The sequence below is a fragment of the Bradyrhizobium campsiandrae genome (assembly GCF_014529705.1).
Classification (GTDB): Bacteria; Pseudomonadota; Alphaproteobacteria; order Rhizobiales; family Xanthobacteraceae; genus Bradyrhizobium; species Bradyrhizobium campsiandrae.
This window is the reverse complement of sequence record NZ_JAANIH010000063.1, coordinates 35,610-52,223: the sequence shown is the minus strand read 5'-3', so window position 1 is coordinate 52,223 and position 16,614 is coordinate 35,610. Positions and strand designations below refer to the sequence as shown.

15 protein-coding genes are annotated in these 16,614 nt (G+C 64.9%); 3 read left to right on the top strand and 12 right to left on the bottom strand.

What is annotated here, in order from left to right:
- Window positions 1-359: 359 nt before the first annotated feature.
- The 5 genes from G8O24_RS33550 to G8O24_RS33530 form a co-directional block, all read right to left on the bottom strand.
- Complete coding sequence (locus tag G8O24_RS33550; RefSeq protein ID WP_188106822.1) at window positions 360-2,006, bottom strand: GMC family oxidoreductase; 1,647 nt, start codon at window positions 2,004-2,006, stop codon at window positions 360-362.
- 16 nt (window positions 2,007-2,022) lie between these two features.
- Window positions 2,023-2,616, bottom strand: a complete 594-nt coding sequence (locus G8O24_RS33545) for a GNAT family N-acetyltransferase (protein WP_188106821.1) — start codon at window positions 2,614-2,616, stop codon at window positions 2,023-2,025.
- Between the two features lie 138 nt (window positions 2,617-2,754).
- On the bottom strand, window positions 2,755-3,681 hold the full coding sequence (locus tag G8O24_RS33540; protein ID WP_188106820.1) for an SMP-30/gluconolactonase/LRE family protein: 927 nt from the start codon (window positions 3,679-3,681) through the stop codon (window positions 2,755-2,757).
- Window positions 3,682-3,817: 136 nt separating this feature from the next.
- Window positions 3,818-4,651: an AraC family transcriptional regulator gene (locus tag G8O24_RS33535; protein ID WP_188106819.1), complete on the bottom strand. Its 834-nt coding sequence runs from the start codon at window positions 4,649-4,651 to the stop codon at window positions 3,818-3,820.
- A gap of 210 nt (window positions 4,652-4,861) precedes the next feature.
- Window positions 4,862-5,212, bottom strand: coding sequence for a hypothetical protein (locus tag G8O24_RS33530; protein ID WP_188106818.1), 351 nt, complete (start codon window positions 5,210-5,212; stop codon window positions 4,862-4,864).
- 182 nt (window positions 5,213-5,394) lie between these two features.
- Here G8O24_RS33530 and G8O24_RS33525 point away from each other — a divergent pair, with 182 nt between their 5' ends.
- The gene (locus G8O24_RS33525) at window positions 5,395-5,619 is read left to right on the top strand and encodes a hypothetical protein (RefSeq protein ID WP_188106817.1); all 225 of its coding nucleotides are present in this window, start codon (window positions 5,395-5,397) and stop codon (window positions 5,617-5,619) included.
- A gap of 280 nt (window positions 5,620-5,899) precedes the next feature.
- Here the strand turns inward: G8O24_RS33525 and G8O24_RS33520 are convergent, their stop codons facing one another.
- Window positions 5,900-6,556: a glutathione S-transferase family protein gene (locus G8O24_RS33520; RefSeq protein ID WP_188106816.1), complete on the bottom strand. Its 657-nt coding sequence runs from the start codon at window positions 6,554-6,556 to the stop codon at window positions 5,900-5,902.
- A 121-nt stretch (window positions 6,557-6,677) separates the two neighbouring features.
- On the opposite strand from G8O24_RS33520, the gene G8O24_RS33515 reads away from it, so the two are divergent.
- Entirely contained in the window at window positions 6,678-7,901 is a 1,224-nt protein-coding gene (locus G8O24_RS33515) for a polyhydroxyalkanoate depolymerase (protein WP_188106815.1), read from the top strand.
- Window positions 7,902-7,917: 16 nt separating this feature from the next.
- On the opposite strand, the gene G8O24_RS33510 is transcribed toward G8O24_RS33515, so the two are convergent.
- Genes G8O24_RS33510 through G8O24_RS33485 form a run of 6 tightly spaced genes read right to left on the bottom strand, consistent with a single transcriptional unit; the run spans window position 7,918 to window position 15,645 of the window.
- Complete coding sequence (locus G8O24_RS33510) at window positions 7,918-9,783, bottom strand: ABC transporter ATP-binding protein (protein ID WP_188106814.1); 1,866 nt, start codon at window positions 9,781-9,783, stop codon at window positions 7,918-7,920.
- 9 nt (window positions 9,784-9,792) lie between these two features.
- Window positions 9,793-10,719, bottom strand: a complete 927-nt coding sequence (locus G8O24_RS33505; RefSeq protein WP_188106813.1) for a 2-hydroxyacid dehydrogenase — start codon at window positions 10,717-10,719, stop codon at window positions 9,793-9,795.
- Between the two features lie 13 nt (window positions 10,720-10,732).
- The gene (locus tag G8O24_RS33500) at window positions 10,733-12,061 is read right to left on the bottom strand and encodes an NAD(P)/FAD-dependent oxidoreductase (protein ID WP_188106812.1); all 1,329 of its coding nucleotides are present in this window, start codon (window positions 12,059-12,061) and stop codon (window positions 10,733-10,735) included.
- Window positions 12,062-12,095: 34 nt separating this feature from the next.
- Complete coding sequence (locus G8O24_RS33495) at window positions 12,096-12,971, bottom strand: ABC transporter permease (protein ID WP_188106811.1); 876 nt, start codon at window positions 12,969-12,971, stop codon at window positions 12,096-12,098.
- Between the two features lie 4 nt (window positions 12,972-12,975).
- On the bottom strand, window positions 12,976-13,926 hold the full coding sequence (locus G8O24_RS33490) for an ABC transporter permease (RefSeq protein ID WP_188106810.1): 951 nt from the start codon (window positions 13,924-13,926) through the stop codon (window positions 12,976-12,978).
- Between the two features lie 27 nt (window positions 13,927-13,953).
- The gene (locus tag G8O24_RS33485) at window positions 13,954-15,645 is read right to left on the bottom strand and encodes a peptide ABC transporter substrate-binding protein (RefSeq protein ID WP_188106809.1); all 1,692 of its coding nucleotides are present in this window, start codon (window positions 15,643-15,645) and stop codon (window positions 13,954-13,956) included.
- 220 nt (window positions 15,646-15,865) lie between these two features.
- Between G8O24_RS33485 and G8O24_RS33480 the strand changes: the two genes are divergently transcribed.
- Window positions 15,866-16,498 carry a helix-turn-helix domain-containing protein gene (locus G8O24_RS33480; protein ID WP_188106808.1) on the top strand — a complete coding sequence of 211 codons (633 nt, stop codon included), beginning with the start codon at window positions 15,866-15,868 and terminating at the stop codon, window positions 16,496-16,498.
- Window positions 16,499-16,614: the final 116 nt, after the last annotated feature.

Genomic DNA, 16,614 nt, shown 5'->3' with positions numbered 1-16,614 from the left:
ACGAATTTCCCAGCGCCGTTCCTCTACCCGCGGCTTCGGGCTCACAGGGACTACCCGCCCTGCCCGCGCCATCTCGTGCCGACGCTGCCGCGTCCACCGCAACCCGGCCCGCGTTTCGAACGACTCGCGAACCGCCCCTCTTCGTCGGGCCGGGCTGTGTCGACTTATGCCGCAATTCCGAATTTCGGTAAAGCGTAATATTTTTTCGGGAAGGGATTGACGGGGTGGCGACACAGCAATCTTGTAAGGTGGGTTAGCGAAGCGTAACCCACCTCTTTTGTGTCTGCATCGACAGAAGTGGTGGGTTACGCCAGCGGATGCGCTCTGCGCAGCCGCTTGCTAACCCACCCTACGAAACCTCACGCCACCGCCATGTCCGGAATCCTCGCCGCTTCCATCGGCGCCTTGCCGCGGATCAGATCCGAGGCGCGGTCGGCGATCATCATGGTGGAGGCGTTGAGGTTGGCCGAGATCATGCGCGGCATGACCGAGGCGTCGATGACGCGGAGGCCTTCGAGGCCGTGGACGCGGAGCTGGTCGTCGACGACGGCCCAGGTCGAATCCGCCGGGCCCATGCGGCAGGTGCAGCCGGGGTGGAAGGTGGTGGTGCCCCGCTCTGTTGCCGCGTGCAGGAATTCGTCGTCGCTGTTGACGTTCGGGCCCGGGAAATCCTCGTAAGCGTAATAGGGCGACAGCGGTGCACTCTTCAAAAGACGCCGCGCGAGCTTCATGCCGCCGACGATGACGCGGCGATCGAGCTCGGCATCGAGATAGTTGGTCTGGATGATCGGCGGCGCGAACGGATCGGGCGAGCGGATGCGGACATAGCCGCGGCTCTCCGGGCGCTGCTGCCAGGACGCGACCGTCATGCCGGGCTCGTCCTCGAGCTGCCCCTGCACGCCTTCCTTGTAGCTCGCCGGGGTGAAGGTGAGCTGCAGATCTGAACTATCGGCGCTCTCGCCGGAGTGCCAGAAGCAATAGACCATGGTCGGCGACAGCGACAGCAGGCCCTTGCGCTGGGTCGCCCATTTCATCGCCTCGACCCAGAGCCGCCAGCCGCGGCGAAGCTCGTTGATGGTCTTGATGTCCTTGACGCGCGCCACCGTGCGCGGGGCATAGTGGTCCTGCAGGCCTTCGCCGACCGGCAGCGCGTGACGCACGGTGATGCCGTGGGCGTTCAAGAGATCGGGCGCGCCGATGCCGGAGAGTTGCAGGAGCTGCGGCGAATTATAGGTGCCGCCGGAGAGGATGACCTCCTTGTTGGCGCGCACCTCCACCGGCGTGCCGCCGCGACCGCCCTTGGAGTAGCGCACGCCGACGGCGCGCTTGCCCTCGAAGATGATCTCGGTCGCGTGCGCATGGGTGTGCACATGCACGTTGGGCCGCTTCATCGCCGGCTTCAGGAACGCGGTCGCGCCGGAGACGCGCAAGCCGTTGTTGATGGTGCGCTGGCAGTAGGAGACGCCTTCCTGCTTCGCGCCGTTGTAATCAGGGTTGCGCGGGATGCCGAGCGAGACCGCGCCTTCCATGAAGGCCTCGCAGAGCGGATCGCGCCAGTCCATGGTGGTGACGGTGAGCTTGCCGTCGCGGCCGCGAAACGTGCTGTCGCCCTCGCCGACCCGCTTCTCCAGCCGCTTGAAGTACGGCAGCACGTCGGCATAGCCCCAGCCGCGATTGCCCATCTGCGCCCAGGTGTCGAAATCCATGCGCTGGCCGCGATTGTAGATATGGCCGTTGATCGAGGACGAGCCGCCGAGCGTCTTGCCGCGCGGCGCATAGATGCTGCGCCCGCCGGTGTAGGGCCCCGGCTCCTGCTGATAGGCCCAGTTGATGCTCTTCATGTGGAAGGTCTTGATGAAACCCGCCGGCAGATGGATGTAGGGGTGCCAATCGTTCGGACCCGCTTCGAGCACGCAGACGCTGGTGTTGGGATCTTCGCTGAGCCTGGAGGTGAGGATGCAGCCGGCGGAGCCCGCGCCGACAATCACGTAGTCAAATCTATCCATGGTGCCTCGGCCGCCCCTAGCGCGGCTTTTCGTTGAGTTGATAGTTCAAATGCGCTTTCACCGTCGGCCATTCGGCGGCAGTGATGCTGTAAACGACCGTGTCGCGCAACGTGCCGTTCGGCGCGATCTGGTGGCTGCGCAAAATGCCGTCCTGCTTGGCGCCGAGGCGCTCGATGGCACGGCGGCTCTGGTGGTTGAAGAAATGCGTGCGGAATTCGACCGCGATGCAGTTCAGCGTCTCGAAAGCGTGGGTGAGCAGAAGCAGCTTGCACTGCGTGTTGAGCGGGCCGCGCTGCGCGCTCTTCGCATACCAGGTCGAGCCGATCTCGACGCGGCGGTTGGCGGCATCGATGTTCATGTAGGTGGTCTGGCCGACGATCTTGCCGGCGGCGTCAAACACCGTGAACGGCAGCATCGAGCCTGAAGCCTGCAGGGCGAGGCGTCGGTCGATCTCCTTGGCAACGTTGTCCGGCGTCGGGATCGCGGTATACCAGATCGTATAGAGCTCGCCGTCCTTGACGGCCTCCACCAGCCCCTCGCGATGCTCCTTCGACAACGGCTCGAGACGGGCGTGCTGTCCACGCAGGGTAATGGGATCAGGCCAGGGCATTGCAATCTCTCTCCGTTGTCATTGCGAGCGAAGCGAAGCAATCCAGAACCTTACCGCGGAGGCAGCCTGGATTGCTTCGTCGCCAGCGCAAAATTGCTTCGCAATTTTGTCGCGGGCTCCTCGCAATGACGGCTTGGCTCACTTATTCAGAAAATTCAACGGCAAACCGCCCCGCGGCCAGTCCATGGCGACGAGCTCGCCCTTGCCTGATAATGTGATATAGGCGGTCTTCAGCTCCGGGCCGCCGAAGGCGATGTTGGTGGTGACGCGGTCGCCGGTCGGGACCTGCTCGACCAGGGTACCATCGGGCGCGATCACCGAGATGCAGCCGGACACGAGCGTGGCGACGCAGACATTGCCATTCGCTTCCACCGCGAGCGAGTCGAACATCTGGTAGCCGCCGAGGCCGCAGATCGGCTTGCCCCGTTCGCCGCGGTAGATCACGTCGCGTGGCTTCAAGGTGCCGGGCGCGGACAGCTCATAGGCCCAGAGCCGGCCCGTGGGCGTCTCGGCGATGTAGACGGTGTTTTCATCCGGCGACAGGCCAATGCCGTTGGCCGGCAGCACGCCATGCACGATTTCGACGATCTCGGTCATGCCGGGCTTGAGGTAATACATGCCGCCGACATCCATCTCGCGGGCGCGGCGCTTGCCGAGATCGGAGAACCAGAGGCCGCCATGCTTGTCGAATACGAGATCGTTCGGCCCGCGCAGATCGTGCTCGCCGCATTTGGTTACGACGGTCTCGACCTTGCCCGATTGCAGATCGACGCGCTGGATCGAGCCGCCGAGATAATCCTGCGGCTGCGGGCCGGGCATGATCATCTTGCCGGTCGGGATCCAGGAGAAGCCGCCATTGTTGCAGATGTAGATCTTGCCGTCGGGACCGAGCGCGGCGCCGTTCGGACCTCCCGGCACTTTCGCGACGATCTCCTTGCGGCCGTCGGGATGGACGCGGGTCAGACGCTGGCCGCGGATTTCCACCAGCACCACCGATCCGTCAGGCATCACGACCGGCCCCTCAGGAAATTCGAGGTCGGTGGCGAGAACGCGGACGTTGGACATGGTGGGGCCCTCCCGGCTGCTTGTTATGGCTTGCGCGGGATGTCCGACACGGGCCCCGCAGGCAAGATTTGCCTGCGGTTATGACAAAGCCGCTTCCGCTTGCCAAGCAAGCGGGACGGTATGCCAGCGTTGCGCGTTACTCCTTCACCGGCACCCAAATCTCGAAGCCACCGTCGCCGGTGACGGGATCGAATTTCTCGTCGTAGCGCTCGAAGTTCGGTGCGTCCGCGGCCTTCAGGCCGGAGGCCGGCAGCCATTGATTCCAGATCGCGTTGACGGTGCGGCGGACCGAGGCGACGTGGTCGGCATGGGTGAAGACCGCATAGCGCTGCTCGGGGATGCGGATGTGACCGAACCCGCGGGGCAAGTCCGAGAAATCGGCGACCTCGACGCCGGCGATGTAATCGAAATTGCCGACATCATCGCCGTTGCAGCAGACGCCGTAGGCAACGTTGCCGATGCGAGCGGGAATGTCGGCGACCTCCTGGTGGAAGCGGTGCCACAGGCCGGGAATGGCCGCGCCGTTGTCGCAGGAGATGCGCTCGGCGAGGCCGGCGATAAGGAAGGCCTTGGCTGTTTCGAAACGCGGGCTAGCGAGATTGTCTGACATGGTGGAGTCCATGAGGATCGGCTCCTGGAGCTTGAGAGCGTCAGTGCATTTCGCGGCCCGGACCGCTTCGGGGGTGGTGCCGAACTGGTCGCGGAACGCGCGGGTGAATGCTTCGTGCGAGCCGTAATCCGCCTCCAACGCGACGCTCAGAATGTCCTGCGCGCCCCCGGCCAGGCTGCGCGCCGCCTCACTCAGCCGCCGTGCGCGCACGTAACGCATCACCGGATAGCCAGTGGCTGCGGCAAACGCGCGCACGATGTGGAACCGCGACACGCCACCGATCGCAGCGATTTCGTCGAGCGTCATCGGCTCGGCCAGATGGCTTTCGATGTACCAGAGCGCGCGCTGGGCCGGGTTCATGGGTTAAGGCTCTCGTTCGAAGCCTGGACGGTTTAAGTGAACGCGAGGCGCGCCGCTTGATCGCCATTGCTCTCGTGCCCGGACGCGGCGCAGCACTTTGGTGATGCGCTGCAGAACCGGGGCCCATCTCACCACGTCGCGTGGAGCTCCTGGGTCCCGGCTCTGCGTCGCGTCATTTCATGCCGCGCCGCGTCCGGGACACCGCACCATTTACTTCGCTGCATCCTTCGGCGGCGGTGCATCTTGCTTCTTCTTCAGATCCTCCGCCGTCTTCGTCTGTGCCGCCTGCAGATCGCCGATGGTCTTCTGCAGGCCTGCAAGCGTCACCTTCAGCGCATCGATCTGGCGGCCCGCCGCATCGATCTTCTGCTGGTGGTCGAGATTGAGCTTGGTGATGGTCTTCTGCAGGAAATCGACATTGCTCTGCAAGCAGCTGGTGCGCCGCTCCATCGTCTTCTCGACTGTGCAGATCTCGATGCCGGGGACGTCCTGTGCCAGAACCGGCGCGTGCACGACGAAGGGTAGCACAACGAAACAGACGGCAACGATCCGGCGCGGCATAAAGGTTCCTCGTCAATTGATCACGGCAATGTGCGCCGATTGCGCGCAGCCGCGTAAGGCTACCACACTCGCACCGCATTCTCGCGTTGAGCTTGACGTGTTCCCTTTGGACGGGAGCAGTGAACCGCGCGCGGAAGAAGTGGGCGCTCTTTCCGCGGCTTTGATTAGGGGAGATTTTTGGAATGGCAACGCGCGAAAGACGTCTGGCGGAGTTCGATGGCGCCGGAGAACCACCGCCTGGCCTGCCGCTCGAGGTTTTGTGCGAGGATCACAGCGGAACGTATCAGCTGCCGTTCGCCTGCCGCTATGTCGAGGGACGCTGGCAGAACCACGCGGCGGGCGTTCCCGTGGAAGCCACCGTCATCGCCTGGCGCGTGCCGCGCGTGAAGCATTCCGGCGCGGCCTGACGGCTTGCATCTGTCTCAAAATGCAACGGGGCCGCGCTCCGTCTTAACGAAGGGAACGCGGCCCGAACGAATCACGTCCGAATCAGCCTGACAGCCCTGTACGCTGATGTTCACGGCTAGATGTCGACAAGGCGGTGCCGGCGCGCACAACATCTGTGCGGCGCAAAATCCTTCCTCGCCGGTTACCGGTGCCAAAAGTTAACGATGGCAAAGAGATAGAAGCCAGGGAAGGCAGCGGCCGTCGCCGCCCCGGAAACAGGCAGGGCTGCGCAGGACTTGCCTAATATTCGACCTCGAGCTCCTCGATCTCGGCCGGCTCTTCCCGCGCCGCAGCAATCCATTCTTTCATCTCGGGCATGCCCATGATGGTGTCGGCATAGGCCTTCAGCCGCGGCTCAAGCTTGACGTCATAGGTGACGAAGCGCGTCACCACCGGGGCGTACATCGCATCCGCCATGGTGCGCTTCTCGCCGAACAGGAACGGGCCGCCCGACTTCGCCAGGCAGTCGCGCCAGATGAACCAGACGCGGTCGATATCGGCCTGGGCGCGCGACCAGACCTTGAAGCCGGGGAAATGCCCCTTCAGATTGACCGGCAGCGAGGCACGCAGCGTGGTGAAGCCGGAATGGATTTCCCCGCAGATCGAGCGGCAATGCGCGCGCTGGACGCGGTCATCAGGCAACAGGCCGGCCGACGGCATCACCTCGTTGAGATATTCGGCGATCGCCAGCGTATCCCAGACGGTCGCGCCCTCGTGCCGCAGGCAAGGCACCAGGATCGAGGACGACAGCAGCAGGATTTCCGCGCGCGCCGACGCGTCGTCGGGCGCTGTGATGATCTCCTCGAAATCGAGCCCGGAGAATTTCGTCAGCAGCCAGCCACGCAGCGACCAGGATGAGTAGTTCTTGCTGCTGATGGTCAGTGTCGCCTTCGCCATAGGGCCTTTCCCTCACGTTTCCGGCCCAACGCGCAGCAAGCGACGTGCCAATTTTGCCGGCCGGCACCTCTTGTCTGGCTCCGATATTGCATGGCGAGGCAGGACAGGTGGGCGCTTCAGTATGATGTCGATGTATTATCAGGCCTTTCAGAACCATATGGACTTGACGGCGCCGCTTCGGGCGGGCGCCTCGTCCGCACTCAAATTCCTCAACCTGGTGCCCCAGGGCATGTCGGACCAGGTCGTCGGCCGGCTCTCGGCGGCGCTGGAGCTGATCTCGCGCTCCACCCTCACCTATGACCGCCCGGCCTACGGCATCGACAGCGTGATGATCGGCAATCGCGAGGTTGGCGTCACCGAGGAGATCGCCTATGCGACGCCGTTCGGCTCGCTGCTGCACTTCAAAAAGGACGGCGTGGGCGAGCAGCCGCGCATGCTGCTGGTGGCGCCGATGTCCGGCCATTTCGCAACGCTCTTGCGCGGCACCGTGAAGACGCTGCTGCAGGACCACGACGTCTACATCACCGACTGGCACAATCCACGCGACATTCCGCGCAGCGAGGGCCGCTTCGGGCTCGACGACTACACCGAGCACCTGATCGACTTTCTCGGCCAGCTCGGTCCGCGCCCGCATATGGTGGCGATCTGCCAACCGTCGGTCTCGGCGCTCGCGGCCGCCGCGATCATGTGCGAAGGCAACCATCCCTCGCGGCCCGCGACGCTGACGCTGATGGCGGGGCCGATCGACACGCGGATCCAGCCGACCAAGGTCAACGAGTTCGCCAAAAGCAAGCCGATCGAATGGTTCGAGCAGAACCTGATCAACTACGTGCCGGTGCAGTGCCGCGGCGCATTCCGCAAGGTCTATCCCGGCTTCGTGCAGCTCACCGCCTTCGTCTCGATGAATCTCGAGCGGCACATCAAGCAGCACATGGATCTGGCCAACCACATCGCCAAGGGCGAGAAGGAGAAGGCGGCGACCATCAAGACCTTCTACGACGAATATTTCGCGGTGATGGATCTGCCGGCCGAATTCTACATCGAGACCGTGCGCGACGTGTTCCAGGAGCACCTGCTGCCGCAGGGCAAGCTGATGCATCGCGGCCGCCCTGTCGACACCAAGGCGGTCAGCCGCATGGGGTTGATGACGGTCGAGGGCGAGAAGGACGACATCTGCTCGATCGGCCAGACGCTCGCTGCGCAAGACCTCTGCACCGGCGTGCGCGCCTATCGCCGCGTCCACCACATGCAGGCCGGCGTCGGCCATTACGGCGTATTCTCCGGCAAGCGATGGAACAACGAGATCTATCCGCTGCTGCGGGATTTCGTGCACGTCAATTCGTGAGGCTCAAGCCTGCGTCTCAGGCCGACCACTCCTGGCCCCACGCCTGCACGACGTGGCCCGGTGATACCTCGCGATACTGCCGCGCCGGCGGCTGGTAGTCCGGCGAGCGCACCGGGCTTCTGATCTCATCGTTGGCGATTTCGCGCCTGCTGCCGCGGCGTGCGGGGTCGGGGACAGGCACGGCGGCCATCAGCTTCTTCGTGTAGGGATGCTGCGGGTTGCCGAACACATCCGCGCGCGCGCCGATCTCGACGATCTCGCCGAGATACATCACCGCGACGCGGTGGCTCATGCGCTCGACCACCGCGATGTCGTGCGAGATGAAGAGATAGGCAAGGCCCATGCTGGCCTGAAGATCGAGCATCAAATTGACGACCTGCGCCTTGACCGAGACGTCGAGCGCGGAGACCGCCTCGTCGGCGACGATCAGCTTCGGTCCGAGCGCGAGCGCGCGAGCGATGCAGATGCGCTGGCGCTGGCCGCCGGAGAATTCGTGCGGAAAGCGCGCGCCCATGTCGGCGGAAAGACCGACGCGCCCGAGCAGGTCAGCAACCTTGTCGCGCGCCTGCGACGCCGTGGCGAGGCCGTTGGCGAGCAGCGGCGCGGCAATCGCCGTGCCCACCGACATGCGCGGATTGAGGCTCGCGAACGGATCCTGAAACACGATCTGCATGTGCTTGCGGAAATCGCGCAAGGTACGACCGCTCATGGCGAGCACGTCCTGGCCGTCGATCAGGACGGTGCCGCTGTCTGGCTCGGTCAGCTTGAGGATGGAGCGGCCCGTGGTCGATTTGCCGCAGCCGGACTCACCAACCAGCGCCAGCGTCTCGCCGGCACGCAAGGTGAAGGAGATGTTCTCGACCGCATGGACGCGGCCCGAGACCTTGCCGAACAGGCCCGAGCGGATCGGAAAGCGCGTCGTGAGGTTCGAGACCTCGAGCAATGGCCGCTCCGCGGTCGAGATCGTATCCGGCGTCTCGGCCGGCTCGTCGGAGGTGCCGGTGACCTTGTCGACGACAGGAAAGCGCATCGGCCGCGGACGTCCGTCCATCGAGCCGAGCCGTGGGACAGCCGACAGCAGTGCGCGGGTGTAGGGATGAGACGGCGCGGCGAAGATGCGCGCGGTCGCATCCGTCTCCACCGCCTGGCCGCCATACATCACGACCGTGCGGTCCGCGATCTCGGCGACCACGCCCATGTCATGGGTGATGAAGAGGATCGACATGCCCTCTTCCTGCTGAAGCTCTTTCAAAAGCTCCAGGATCTGGGCCTGGATGGTGACGTCGAGCGCGGTGGTCGGCTCGTCCGCGATCAGGAGCTTCGGCTTGCAGGCGAGCGCCATCGCGATCATGACGCGCTGGCGCATGCCGCCGGAGAAGCGATGCGGATGCTCGTGAAAACGCGACTTCGCCGCGGGAATGCGGACACGATCCAGCAGGCGGACGGTCTCGGCCTCGGCGGCCGCGCGCGACAGGCCACGGTGCTGGATCAGCGCTTCCGCGATCTGGAAGCCGATTGTGAGCACCGGGTTGAGGCTCGTCATCGGTTCCTGGAAGATCATGGCGACATCGTTGCCGCGGATGTCCTTCATATCGGCTTCCGCCAGCGCCAGCAGATCGCGGCCGGCGAGCGTCACCCGGCCTTCGATCCGGCCGATCTCTTTCGGGATGAGCCGCATGATCGACAGTGCGGTCACGCTCTTGCCCGAGCCGGACTCGCCGACGATCGCGACGGTCTCGCGCGGCGCGATGTCGAACGAGACGTTGCGAACGACGGGTATCCATCGGCGTTCCAGCATGAAGGACGTGGTCAGGCCCGCGACCGACAGCACCGGCGCCTGCGCTGCGGCGACGACTTGGTTGCTGTTTGCGCCGATGCTCATGTGACGATCCTAGTAGCCGAGGTCACGGTCGACACGCCCCGGCAATTCCTCGCCGCGGCGATGGCGCGCGATGGTGTCGAGCACGTAGTCGACCGCGGTTTCCGGCTTCGTCGTGCTGGCGATGTGCGGCGTCAGCAGGATGCGCGGATGGCTCCAGAACGGATGGCCCGCCGGCAGCGGCTCGGGCTCGGCGACATCGAGCACGGCGGCGGACAGCGCACCGTTGTCCAGCGCCGCGATGAGATCGGCCTCGACCAGATGCGCGCCCCGCCCGACATTGAGCAGCCGCGCACCGCGTGGCAGACGCGCGAACAGATTGGCGTCGAGGATGCCGCGCGTCTCCGATGTCAGCGGCAGCAAACAGACGAGGATGTCGGTCTGCGCCAGGAAATCAGGCAAGGCGTCGGCGCCGGCATAACAGGTGACACCGTCGATCTCCCGCGGCGAGCGGTTCCAGCCGCAAAGCAAGAAGCCGAATGATTTGAGCCGTTCGAGCACGGCCTGGCCGAGCAGGCCGAGCCCCATCACGCCGACGCGCCGCTCGCTTGTATAGGTCGGAGGGAGCTCGTGCCAGACCTGGGCGCGCTGCTGGCCGATGAACTGCACGAGATCGCGATGCAATGCGAGCACGGACATGCAGGCATATTCGACCATGCGATCGGTGATGCCGGGCTCCATCATGCGGATCAGCGGAACGTGCGGCGGCAGCTTCGTGATATCGAACTGATCGACGCCGGCGCCGACCGAGAACACCAGTTCGAGATTGGGGAACGTCGCCGCGATGTTGTCAGGCGGCTGCCACGCCACCAGATAGCGCACATCAGCGGGATCGCCCATATCGGGCCAGAGCCGGAAGGGCACGCCAGGGGCGCGCTCGGCGAAGAAGCGCGCCCATTCCGCGCCGCGAACCAGATTGGCCTTGTAGAGAACCGTCATGCCGCAAGCGCCCTCAGAACGGGCTGACCGGCGCGAGCCGACGGCCGTCGATCATGCGCTTGTGGCTGTAGGGCGCGGGATCGACCAGCGGCGTTGCGCCGGTCACGATGTCGGCGGCAAGCTTGCCGGCCGCGGGGCCGATGCCGAAACCATGACCGGAGAAGCCGGTAGCGAGGAAGAATCCGGGCAGTGCATCGACCGGCGAAATCACCGGGATCGTGTCCGGCGTGCAGTCGATGGTGCCGCCCCAGGCTTCCGCGATCTCGATATCCTTCAACTCGGGGTTCGACTTGATCAGCGCCGCGAGCGCGGCAGTGACCAGCGACATATCGGGCGCGGGATCGCGCACGCGCTCGGCTTCGAACGGAGACGGCTTGTCGAAGCTCCAGCCGGTGCCGCGCATGAGCTGGTCGAAGAACGACTTGCCGAACGACAGCTTCAATCCGTTCTTGCGGTGCTGATAGGTCGGCCAGAAGGTGCGCGCGTAGCGGAAGAGGTCGGGCGATAGCTCGACCGTGCCGCGGTTGCGCAAGGCCAGCGTGAAGCCGCCATCGAGGCGGCGGCGGATGCAGTAGAAATCGGTGCCGAGCGCGCCCGAGGTGATCTCCGGCCCCGGCGTGGTGCGGCACGCGGTGGCGTTGACGAGACCGATCGGCAGCTCGATACCGTGGCGGCGACAGAACAGCGACGACCACGCGCCGCCCGACAGCAGCACGGACTGCGTGCGGATGGTGCCCTTCTCGGTGACGACCGCGCTAACCTTCCCGCCTGTCGTCTCCAGCCCGCGCGCGGCGCAGCCCTGATGAATGGTGACGCCGTGCTTGCGCGCGGCGGTGGCGAGTGCCGGCACGGCCATCGACGGTTCGGCGCGGCCGTCGCTTGGCGTGTGCAGGCCACCGACCCATGTGTCGGTATTGCCAGGCATGCGCTCGGCCACCTCGGCCGGCGTCAGCACGGTCGAATGCACCTGCATCTCGCGCGCGACCGCCGCCCAGCGCTCCCAACTCGCGAGTTCGTCCTTGCTCTTGGTCAGGAACAGCACGCCGGTGCGGCGGAAGCCGGCATCGACGCCGGCATCGTTCTGCATGTCTTCCCACAGACGCAGGGCTTCGCGAGCAAGCGGGATTTCCTCGCGGGCGCGGCCCTGCTGGCGGCACCAGCCCCAATTGCGGCTCGACTGCTCGCCGCCGACATGGCCCTTTTCGACCAGCGCGACCGAGAGGCCCTTCTTCGCAAGATGATAGGCCGCGGAGACGCCGATGACGCCGCCGCCGATGACGACGACATCTGCCTGCGCCGGCAGGCGTTCGTCGCTGTTTATACGGTTGAGCGGCGGGGACATGATGCACTCCTAAAGATCAGTTCGAATCTCTTTGTCATGGGATGTTCATCCGCGGATCGAGCGCGTCGCGCAGGCCGTCACCGAGGAAGTTGAAACTCGTCACCGCCAGCGTGATGACGATGCCGGGCGCAATCGCAAGCCACGGCGCGCTGGTGAGATAGATCTGCGCGTTGTTGAGCATGTTGCCGAGGCTCGCCGCCGGCGGCTGGATGCCGTAGCCGAGATAGCTGAGATAGGATTCCAGCAGGATCGCCTTGGCGACGTTGAGCGTCGCAGCCACCAGGATCGGTGCCATCGCATTGGGCACGAGCTCACGGAACATGATCCGCAGGTTCGACGAGCCGAAGGCGAGGGCTGCGACCGCAAATTCGCGCTCCCGCAGCGAGCGCACCTGGGCCTCGACGACGCGGGCCACCCACATCCAGGCTGTCGCCGCGATCAGCACCGTGGTGGTGGCGAAGCCGGGCTCGGTGAGCGCCGCCAGCGCGAGCAGCAGGAAGATGGTTGGAAAGCACAGCACGGCATCGACGAGCCGCATCAGGACCGCACCGACGACGCCGCCATAGAAGCCGGCAAAGGCGCCGACGACGATGCCGACCACCATCGCGATCACCATCGCGACGAAGCCGATCGACAGCGAGACGCGCGCGCCCATCATCAGCCGCGCCAGCACGTCGCGGCCGAGCTCGTCGGTGCCGAGGATATGCGCGCCCGAGAGCGGCGGGGCAAACCGCTTCATGATGTCGATATAGGTGTCGTCGAACGGCAGCAGGTAAGGACCGAAGGCGGAGGCGAGGACAAGCAGCACAATGGTCAGGGCGCCTGCAAGCGCGAGCCGGTGCCGGCAAAACCGTCGCCACGCGGCGAGACGGGGTGCGGGATGAGCGGTGGAGAGAGCCACGGTCGCCATTGCTTCAGCCCACCCGGATGCGCGGATCGACGACGGCGTAGAGTATGTCGGCAAGCAGCGAGCCGATCAGCACCATGATCGCCGAGAACATCAGGATGCCCATCACCACGGGGTAGTCGCGATAGCCGATCGAATCCAGGAACAGCCGGCCCATGCCGGGCCAGGTGAACACGGTCTCGGTCACCAGCGCGCCACCGAGCAGCGTCGGAAATTGCAGGCCCGCCACCGTGATCATCGGCAGCAGCGCGTTGCGCAAGGCATGGACGGTGAGGATGCGCCATTCCGGCATGCCCTTGGCGCGTGCGGTGCGGATGTAATCCTGGTTGATCACCTCGAGCATGGAGGAACGCATGAAGCGCCCCCACATCGCGGTCTCGACCAGCCCCAGCACCATCGCCGGCGCAATGAGATGATGCAGCAGGTCGAGAAAGGAGCCGTCGCCAACCGTCTCGCGGTTGCCGGCGGGCAGCCAGCCGAGCGTCACCGAGAACACGTAGATGGTGACGAGGCCGAACCAGAAGGTCGGGATCGACAGCGCGATCATGGCGCCGACCGTCGCGAGCGAATCGAACAGCGAGTAGCGCCGGAGCGCGCCCAAGATGCCGATCCAGCAGCCGAGCAGCACGGCGATGATGGTCGCTGTCGTCATCAGCTCCAGCGTCGCACCGAGATGCGAGGAGATCACCGACAGCACGGCCTCGCCGTCGCGATAGGACTTGCCCCAATCGCCTTTCAGCATGCGGCCGAACCAGTCCAGATATTGGATCGGCAACGGACGATCGAGCCCGAGCTGCCTGGAGACGCGGTCGAGATCCTCCTGCGTCATCTGCGCGGAGGCTGCGAATTGCGACAGCGGGCCGCCGGGCGCCAGATGCAGCAGCGCGAAGCCGATCGCGGAGACGATCACCAGCATTATGACCGCCTGCGCCAGGCGGTTGAGGACGTAACGGGCCATCTCAAGCGATCCAGCTGGCCAGAGGCATCAGGCCCAGTACCATTCGCGGATGTTCCAGCAATTGCTCGAGGTGTTGATGTTGGGCCGGAAGCCCTGCAGCCCCTCCTTCACGCCCTCGGCGATGAAGCCCTGGAACAGCGGCAGGATCGCAAGGTCGTTGCGGATCAGTTTTTGCAGGTCGCCATAAGTCTTCTTGCGCTGTTCGAGATCGAATTGCCTGGCGCCCTCGGCAAGGAGACGATCGGCCTCCGCGCTCTGATATTGGTAGGTGTTGTAGCCACGGCCGCCCTTGGCCGGAATGGCGCCGGAGCCGAACCGCGGCGTCACATCAGGGTCGCTGCCCAGCATGAAATTGACCCCGACGATCACCGAGTTGAACTTCGACTGCTGCCAGAAATCGCCCCAGATCACCGCGGCCGGCATGTTGTTGACGCGCATGCTGGCGCCGATCGCGCGCCAGTCCTGGATCAGGAGCTGCTGCGTCTGCTCGCGCACGGCATTGCCAGAGGTCGTCGAGTTGGTGAATTCGAGCTTCACGCCGCCCTTCTCGCGCACGCCGCCGGAGTCCCGTACCCAGCCGGCAGCATCGAGCAGCGCGTTGGCCTTGGCCGGATCGTATTTGTGTTGCGGCAGGCCCTGCTGGAATGACCACGCCTCCTGCGGCACGAAGCTTTCGGTCTGGGTCGGCAGGCCGTAGTTCAGCGCATCGATGATCGCCTGCTTGTTGATGGCAAGGTAGAGCGCCTCGCGCACCGCGCGATCGGCGAACGGGCCGAACTCCAGATTGGGCGCGATGTGCTCCACCGACGACGTCGACGACACGAAGATCTTGCGCGCCTTCAGCGCTTTCGCCTCCTGCACGAAGTTCGGCAAAATGCCCTGCAGGCCGGTGTAATCGACCTGGCCGGTGCGGAACTGGGTGTAGAGGACGGTCAAACTGGGAATATACTTGAAGACCACGCGTTCGACGTAAGGTCCCTTGCCATGATAGCCGGCATAGGCGTTCAACTGAATGTGGTCGCCGGGCACCCGCTCGCCCCAGCTGAACGGCCCGGTGCCGACGGGCGCGTTGTGGAACGGCGACGAATTCGGATCCGACACCTTCTCCAGGATGTGCTTGGGCACGATGAAGGTGAGCGACAGGATCGACATGTAGGGCGAATAGGGAGCTTCCATTCGCCAGTGGATCTCGTCGGGCGCGACGATGGTGATGTCCTTGACCAGGCTGTGGCCGACACGATTGCGGACGCGGAAGTCGGGATTGTTGATCAGATCGAGCGAGAACTTGACGTCATCGGCCGTGAAGGCGGTGCCGTCGTGCCACTTCACGTCCTTGCGCAGCTTGACCTTCCAGGTGAGGCCGTCGGCCGACAGGCCGCCGTTCTCGACGGTCGGCACTTCGCGCGCGAGGTCGGGCACGAACTTGCCGTCGGGATCGATGAACCAGAGCGGGGAAAATACCTGCCACCAGACGCCCTGATCGACCTCGATGCCGGGCATCAGGGGATGAAAGACGGTCGGCTCCTGCGACAGCGCCGCGATCACCTGCCCGCGTGGCTTGTCCGGCGGAGTGCCAGGACGCTCTGTCTGCGCAAGGGCATTGCCTGACAGCGTCAATCCGGCTGCGGCGCCGGCGCCAAGCTGGAAGAATTGTCGGCGAGTTGGAATGCCGAGAGGATGCAGTCCGCCAACGCCGAACTTGCCGGTGTTGTCTGCCATGACCAGTCTCCGTTCCCGCACGCGGCACCGTCTCCCGCGCCCCCGAGACCCCGGCAAAGGGACAGGAGTGGGCTTTAGTGCTTCTAAATTTTTCGATCAAAATTTCACCATGACTAAATACAGCTGTCAATCGCATTGCTAGTATGCGCCGTCTTTTCACTCCGACTGAAGCTTCGGATCGACGCGGTCCGCGGCCAAGACGATGCATGGGAGAAGCGGCATGGATGGTCGCGGCGACTCGAACCACACCAAGGAGGCTCCGGCGATCGAAGCCGAGGATGCGACCGACCAGCGCCTCGGCGAGACCGTGCGGCTCCTGCGCCAGCGCGCCGGCCTCTCGATCCAGGACGTCGCCAACAAGACCGGCCTCTCCACCGGCATGATCAGCCAGCTCGAACGCGCACGCGCCATGCCCTCGATTCGGACGCTGCGCCTGCTCTCGATCGCGCTCGACGTGCCGATCTCCTATTTCTTCGAGACCAGCGATCCCACTGATGTGCAGCGCTACATCGTGCGCAAGAACAACCGGCGACTGCTGCGGCTCACCGCCAGCGGCGTCGTCAAGGAAGCGCTCACCCCGGAAGGCAAGGGCCAGCTCGAACTCTACGAGCTCACGCTCAATCCCGGTGCCTCCTCTGGCACCGACTTCCTGCAGCATACCGGCGAGAAGGCCGGCTACGTCCTCTCCGGCAGCCTGCGGCTGTGGCTCGACAACCAGGCCCATGTGCTCGAAGCGGGCGACAGCTTCCGCTTCCCGAGTATCGTACCGCACATGTTCGACAACCCGACGCAACAGGCCGCGCGCGTGGTCTGGGTCACGACGTTGCGCCAGACCGATTCGCCGGCAAGTTGAGCCCGAAAACCTCGCCCCGATACCGCCGGAAATTGCCCTCGACGTCGCCGCAGGGAGTCTGTAGCTCACAGGAAGCCGGACTCATTTGACAGGCGGACTTTGGGGGTCCGCGGCTG

Coding starts and splice junctions, on each gene's coding strand:
- G8O24_RS33550 (WP_188106822.1), bottom strand. CDS start 2,006: ATGGATAGATTTGACTACGTGATTGTCGGCGCGGGCTCCGCCGGCTGC.
- G8O24_RS33545 (WP_188106821.1), bottom strand. CDS start 2,616: ATGCCCTGGCCTGATCCCATTACCCTGCGTGGACAGCACGCCCGTCTC.
- G8O24_RS33540 (WP_188106820.1), bottom strand. CDS start 3,681: ATGTCCAACGTCCGCGTTCTCGCCACCGACCTCGAATTTCCTGAGGGG.
- G8O24_RS33535 (WP_188106819.1), bottom strand. CDS start 4,651: ATGAACCCGGCCCAGCGCGCGCTCTGGTACATCGAAAGCCATCTGGCC.
- G8O24_RS33530 (WP_188106818.1), bottom strand. CDS start 5,212: ATGCCGCGCCGGATCGTTGCCGTCTGTTTCGTTGTGCTACCCTTCGTC.
- G8O24_RS33525 (WP_188106817.1), top strand. CDS start 5,395: ATGGCAACGCGCGAAAGACGTCTGGCGGAGTTCGATGGCGCCGGAGAA.
- G8O24_RS33520 (WP_188106816.1), bottom strand. CDS start 6,556: ATGGCGAAGGCGACACTGACCATCAGCAGCAAGAACTACTCATCCTGG.
- G8O24_RS33515 (WP_188106815.1), top strand. CDS start 6,678: ATGATGTCGATGTATTATCAGGCCTTTCAGAACCATATGGACTTGACG.
- G8O24_RS33510 (WP_188106814.1), bottom strand. CDS start 9,783: ATGAGCATCGGCGCAAACAGCAACCAAGTCGTCGCCGCAGCGCAGGCG.
- G8O24_RS33505 (WP_188106813.1), bottom strand. CDS start 10,719: ATGACGGTTCTCTACAAGGCCAATCTGGTTCGCGGCGCGGAATGGGCG.
- G8O24_RS33500 (WP_188106812.1), bottom strand. CDS start 12,061: ATGTCCCCGCCGCTCAACCGTATAAACAGCGACGAACGCCTGCCGGCG.
- G8O24_RS33495 (WP_188106811.1), bottom strand. CDS start 12,971: ATGGCGACCGTGGCTCTCTCCACCGCTCATCCCGCACCCCGTCTCGCC.
- G8O24_RS33490 (WP_188106810.1), bottom strand. CDS start 13,926: ATGGCCCGTTACGTCCTCAACCGCCTGGCGCAGGCGGTCATAATGCTG.
- G8O24_RS33485 (WP_188106809.1), bottom strand. CDS start 15,645: ATGGCAGACAACACCGGCAAGTTCGGCGTTGGCGGACTGCATCCTCTC.
- G8O24_RS33480 (WP_188106808.1), top strand. CDS start 15,866: ATGGATGGTCGCGGCGACTCGAACCACACCAAGGAGGCTCCGGCGATC.